At 57.2% G+C, this 5,507-nt stretch carries 4 protein-coding genes; 1 reads left to right on the plus strand and 3 read right to left on the minus strand.

What is annotated here, in order from left to right:
- Window positions 1-749: hypothetical protein (locus tag CVU60_17905; protein PKN40002.1), on the minus strand; the 749-nt coding region annotated here is incomplete at its 3' end.
- On the opposite strand from CVU60_17905, the gene CVU60_17910 reads away from it, so the two are divergent.
- Entirely contained in the window at window positions 690-1,268 is a 579-nt protein-coding gene (locus tag CVU60_17910) for a hypothetical protein (GenBank protein PKN40003.1), read from the plus strand. The two genes, CVU60_17905 and CVU60_17910, sit on opposite strands and share 60 nt — an antisense overlap.
- A gap of 581 nt (window positions 1,269-1,849) precedes the next feature.
- Here the strand turns inward: CVU60_17910 and CVU60_17915 are convergent.
- Complete coding sequence (locus CVU60_17915; protein PKN40004.1) at window positions 1,850-2,344, minus strand: hypothetical protein; 495 nt, start codon at window positions 2,342-2,344, stop codon at window positions 1,850-1,852.
- A gap of 138 nt (window positions 2,345-2,482) precedes the next feature.
- Window positions 2,483-5,507, minus strand: a 3,025-nt coding sequence (locus CVU60_17920) for a hypothetical protein (GenBank protein ID PKN40005.1), incomplete at its 5' end; no start/stop codon positions are given.

Genomic DNA, 5,507 nt, shown 5'->3' on the forward strand with positions numbered 1-5,507 from the left:
TCCGGCTGGCCGTTGCCGACGGCATGGATGGATACAAAGGGCACGGTTTCTGAATCTGCGACATCAGGATTGACACCCAACGTGAAATGTCCATCAAGGTTGATGGCGCTGGCGATGTCGAAATTCGCTGTGTCCTGGGGGGCATCTACAACCCCCGAGCCAAAGGAGGACTCATCCAAAACCATCGAGGGCAGTTCGCTTCCATCGGCAGTAACCACAGGGGAATCGTCGTCAATGGCAAGATTCAGTCCGCCGACAACGGAGTCCCCAGTGCCGTCGGTAAGCGTGAAGGTGAAACTGTAGTTGATGTCGTCTTCCGTGGCGGTGTTGGAATGATCCAACGGCTGATACAGTTCGAACCGGAACGTGCCGTCTTCAACATTCGTCAACTGCAAGCTGAAAACGTCCACTCTAACCGGACCGTCTTGAACAAAATCCCTGGCAAAAGAAGCAATGTCGTCAGGATGGGCCCGATCATCACCTTCCGGGGACGGCGGCATATAGCCCTCGGTCATGTAGTAGGCGTTCAGGGTCAAACCGCCATCCACGACTTCATAAACCAACTGGTTGCCTTCGGAAAAAACCACCGGCAGCCCGGCAAGATTCCATACGAAGGGATTGGTGCCGGAGGGGCCGTCCCCGCCGAAATCGTAATTCAGGATTCCGTCCAGGTAGGAAAACCGGGCAGGATGGTCGCCGCCGACTTCGTCATCGTTGCCTTCAAAATGCGCACCCTCGGAAAGGCGCAAACCGTCCTCATCAACCGCACCGCCAACGATCCCGGCAGAAGGCAGCGAATTATCCGCCTCCAGAGCCGCCACGGAGATCGAGGAAAAACTCCTCGGGTCGAAACCATCCAGCTTCTCCGTACCGCCAATCACGTCACCGGCATCATCCTGATACTCACCAACGCCGCCGCTGCCAGCAGCGCCAGCTTCGGGCCCAGCCGCAGGCTCCACTTCTTTTTCACCCAGAGAAGCCAAAAATTCCTGCATGTCCAGAACAGTACCGTCAGGCATGACCACGTTGGGCGCCTGAGCTTCGCCCAAATCCGTGAAGTTAAGGACAACTTGGCCGCCGCCTTCGAATTCAAAAACTACATTGCCGCCATCCATCTTCACTTCGGCCTGGTCAAAGGCGGCCTCAAGAACAATGTCCTGACCGGGAATCGCGTTAACGATGACGGTCTGTCCGGTTTCTGGGGCCTGTACGTTCTGCCTGGAATTCTGAGTTTCAGCCATGGTGTCCTCCACCTGCGGTTTATGTAAAATTTCGGTTTGCAACCAGATCAATTACTTTGGACACTTATATGAAAGTGTTCGAAGGTAGGGTCAAGTATGAAAGATTTTTTTGAAGCATGAATTTAAATATGTACTCAAAAAAACAATTTATGTAATTATTTATACGTATTACAAAAAAAAGTGTTTTTCCGAAAACTCAGTCTTTTATAACATAACGCCGCCATCTCATACCTAGGCATGAACTCGGGCAACTTTGTCATCAGGACATAAGCGAGAAATGAGAGGATGACTCCCTGAAAAAAAACGAGTCGAGACAATTATAAGTAATCCATCGGGCCCAGGGGCCAGCCGGATTGACCCCGACAAAAGGCTCGGCAACTGCCATCAGATTTGAAGCGAATCGATAAGCATTACTTTGCAACACGGGGCACAACCATGCACACGCAGCAAGCAACCACGATCTAACTCCCGTGGCGAACAAAAAAACCTCCCGAACTGCCGAGCCGGGAGGTTTTGTATTTCTACGTCAGCACAAAGCCGGACGTCTGGTCAACGGGGCAGAAAGAGGCCTCAGTACAGGCATGAAAGCCCGACCCCGAAAGGGCGGGTCACGAACTTTGCGAGTCGAGAATAAGGCGGGTCAGATCGTCGATCCCCGGGTCGGGACCGATCAGAGTCTCGACATGGTGACCGTCCGGCACATCATACGCGAAAGAATCCTGCATATCGAAATGACCTCCATGCAAAAGTGCTTCGGCCGCGCCGTCGACATCCATGAGTTCAGGCAGGGACCAGGCCTGGAAATCATGCATGGCCTCGGGCACGCTGATCTCTTCGCCCAGGAGAAAAGAACCTATGAAGGACGAACCGTCATCGGTCTCGACCACATAGCTGTAGTGGGTCGCTATTCCTTCTGCTACGGCGGACGAGGAGGTAAACGCATAGCTCCCGTTGGGCCACACGGTCAGTTCGCCGCCTGTCGGCGGGCTGATGACCAAACCCTCATCGGGCACGAAAAGCCCCGCAAATTCCACGACTCGCAATGAATTCGAATCATTTCCATCTTCCAGAAGCCGACCTTCTCCGGAGAGGAGATCTTCCATGATGCTCTGGGTTGGCCGTGTCGGTTCCATGATCGCCTCCACCCTTTCTTATGATGACATTCCCGCCGTTGCCAGCGGGGATGTGCGCAACGTCCTTCAAAAACGGGGAAAAGGGAAGGCCCTTTCCCCCGGTCCGGTTTAGATGTCTATGTTATGGTTGATCATCGTATCGATGATGGTGTCGGCGGTATCCCCAACCCCCACGCCAGTGACCGTGATGGTCGCCAGAGTGCTGGCGTGGTTGCCCGTTCCAGCGGGATCCACATTGATCTCGACCGTGGCCTCGCCTCCGGCAATGTTCGTCACCGTGAAGTCGAGGTACTGGTTGAGGGTGCCTGCGGTCGCGCCGTTGAGCAAGGCTGCCAGATCGAGGATGTCTCCACCCGAGCCCAGTTCGAAGTCGGTGATTGTATCGCCGTCGATGACGCCATCCAGATCGCCGACCATGTACCGGAATACATCCTGCCCTGCGCCGCCGGTCATGACGTCGTCACCCGCGCCGCCCACAAGAGTGTCGTTGCCTTCGCCGCCGGACAGGAAGTCGCTGCCCGCGCCCCCGACCAGGAGGTCGTTACCCAAACCTCCTTCCAGGACATCGGAACCGTCGCCGCCATAGAGACTGTCATTGCCGTCACCGCCGATCAGGTGGTCGTTTCCTCCGAGACCGCTCATGGAGCCGCCGGTATCTGCGGACAGCACCAGGGTTTCGGAAGCGCCCGTACCTGTCTCGCCGACGCTTGCAGCGAAGTTGATGGTCAGGTCGGCCGTCGACGAGTCGCCGTCGGCCTGTGAGACTGTATAGGTAAATACGTCCGTGTCGCCGATGTCCGGCACGGAGCCTGTCGTGTTGGACGTGTACTCGTAAGCGCCGGTCAGGGTATTGACCGTCACCGTTCCATACTGGCCAGCCGCGACGATCAGGCCGTCGCTGTCCGTATCCGTGAAGACCAGCCCGCCCACGGCCACGGCCATGACGCTTGCGCCTTCCGCGCCTAGGGCATCGTTGGCGAAGAGGTCCCCGGTGATAGGCAGTGCCATGGCGGCCATACCCACACTTGGCCAGTACACGGGATCCGTGCCCGTGCCCACTACCAGCCCGGAAGCCCTGACTGTCAACTTTTCGGATCCGCCGGTGCCATCGTTTACGTTGAGGCTGATCTTATAAGTCCCGTCCAGCGTCACGCCGTTGAAGGTCACGTGAGCGGTGGTCGTCCCTCCGGCGTACGAGAATGCAACGGTTCCTGCGGAACCGTTATCCACTGTCCAGACGCTGCTCCAATACTTCATGGAGATCGTTGCCACTTCATTCCCTGCGGCATCAAGAAGACCAATCTCCACCGCGTCCTGCCGTACATTTCCCCCGGTCGTGTATCTTGGTATGTAGTTAGACAAATTCAGATCCAGGCTGATCACGTCCCCGGCATCCGCCGTGAACAAATCCGAAGACACATCCCAGCGGTCCTGGCCTCCGGCACCTTCATCATCAACTACAACGAACTCCGCGCCTCCCCACTGCACCGGATCTTCACCCGGAATGACGGTCACCGTATCGCTGACTGCCGTGACTTCGCTCAGATCCGTGGTTGTCAGCCGCAGGATCGCATTCGTCTCATCGCCGTCACCATCGCGAACCGTGTAGGAAAGGTCGGCGAAGATGTCGTCCTGCACGTCCTCGGCAGGCGTAAAGACGTAACTACCATCACCCTTGATAAGCACCGAGCCGACAAGACCCAGATCGAAGGTGTGGGAATCCGTGTCCGAAGTGAAGGAATAGGTATCGCCACCAAAACTCGCCGAGACCAGCGCCGGAGCATTCCAGCCATCCGCGCCCGAGGAATCATTATCGAGGACATTGCCGCTGACCGTGGTCGGGATCGGCACTGTGCCGATCAGGGCGTCGAGCAGCGAGTCGTTGAAGTTGCTGGCCAGCAGGACGTTTCCATCCGGGTAGGCCATGTCGGCCAGATCATCGTCAGCGGCGTTGCCGGTGCCGACACCGATAGCCCAGGCTGTTGCACCACGGCCCTCCAGCGTTGTTTCCCAGGCGGCTTCTTCCGTATTGGTCAGACCGACAGTGCCGTTGCCAACCGTGGGGGCTCCATCGGAGATGAAGTAGACCACGTTGTCATGATCTGCTGTTGCTGCCGGCCAGCCGTTTATGGCGGGAGTCGCCGCAGCCACGGCCGCATCGTAGTTGGTGTTGCCGCTACCGCCGCTATTGTCGAGGATATCCAGATATGCCTTGGCATCCGCGATCGAAACAGGAGTTCCATGCACCAATGTTCCATCCACCGCGAACGTGACCACCTGGACCTTTACTCCGGCCTCGCCGCCCGAGGCCACTTCAGCATACTTGTCGAGAAGGCTGTTCATGGCCACCACGGCGGCCTGCATCTCAGCCTGGCTGATGCTGCCCGACCTGTCGACGATGAGCAGCAGGTTGTAGGTCTTGGCTCCGGTCCAGTTTTCAACCGCGGAAACGGAGTCGTTTTCAGCGTTTGGAACATCATCAACGAAGCGAATGTTCCCGCCCAGATCCACACTGAGCGTTCTGGTTGCCACGTCGTCGTCTCCATCGGTAACGGTCGCCTTGGCTTCAAGGAATATCTTGGACTCCGCCAGGCTGATCAGATCATCGCTTGGGGTCCCTTCGATATGATCGACTTCGGCCGACTGCTTCAAGCCGACAGTTCCGTTCGAGTCCACGGAGATGCGAAAAACTTCGCCCGCAGTGGTACGTCCCACCACGTCGTCGCCGTCCTTCGACAGCATGATGTCAAGTCCGTTGCTGTTCAGCCCTGAATCGAGCTCGCCACCTCCGTTGATGACCAGTTCGAAACCGCTGACCACAGTCCCTCCGGAACCATCCGAGCCGTAAAGCGGAGTCACCGCAGCCTGCATGGCTGCTGCAAAATTGGCGCTGTCCGTGTCGAAATTCGCGCCAATGGTTTCCGCATCGTCTGTCGTAAGTACAATCCCGCTTTCAGCGATCGCGTTCACGACCATGCTCGGGCCGTCATCGTCAAAGCTGAAGAAGGAGGTTGCTTCGCCGATCAGGTTCACCGCGGCGCTTTCGGTCACGCTGTCGCCGTCGGCGTCGGTGCGGGTCACCTCGTACTGCAGCTTGACGGCGCCTTCGTCCGCAAGAAGCAGATTAAGGGCG

It is taken from the genome of Deltaproteobacteria bacterium HGW-Deltaproteobacteria-18 (assembly GCA_002841885.1).
Taxonomy (GTDB): Bacteria; Desulfobacterota; Desulfovibrionia; order Desulfovibrionales; family Desulfomicrobiaceae; genus Desulfomicrobium.

Coding starts and splice junctions, on each gene's coding strand:
- CVU60_17910 (PKN40003.1), top strand. CDS start 690: ATGGTCGCCGCCGACTTCGTCATCGTTGCCTTCAAAATGCGCACCCTC.
- CVU60_17915 (PKN40004.1), bottom strand. CDS start 2,344: ATGGAAGATCTCCTCTCCGGAGAAGGTCGGCTTCTGGAAGATGGAAAT.